The 233-nt window shown below is 68.2% G+C and carries 1 pseudogene; it reads right to left on the bottom strand.

Annotated elements, in window-relative coordinates:
* Positions 1-233 (bottom strand): annotated as a pseudogene (locus CVH10_RS24720) (UDP-glucose/GDP-mannose dehydrogenase family protein); the annotation flags it as partial.

Raw genomic sequence — 233 nt, 5'->3', positions numbered from 1 at the left:
CCAGGGTGTCCTTGGGAAAGCACGAGCCGCCGTAGCCCGGGCCCGCGTGCAGGAACTTCGACCCGATGCGGTTGTCGAGGCCGATGCCGCGGGCGACCTGCTGGACGTTGGCGCCCACCTGCTCGCACAGGTCCGCCATCTCGTTGATGAAGGTGATCTTGGTGGCCAGGAACGCGTTGGCGGCGTACTTGGTCAGCTCGGCCGTGCGCCGGTCGGTGTAGAGGATCGGCGCG

The organism is Halomonas sp. ND22Bw, assembly GCF_003011945.1.
GTDB lineage: Bacteria > Pseudomonadota > Gammaproteobacteria > Pseudomonadales > Halomonadaceae > Halomonas > Halomonas halophila.
Note: the sequence above shows the minus strand (reverse complement) of the source record. Positions and strands in the feature narration are given on the sequence as shown.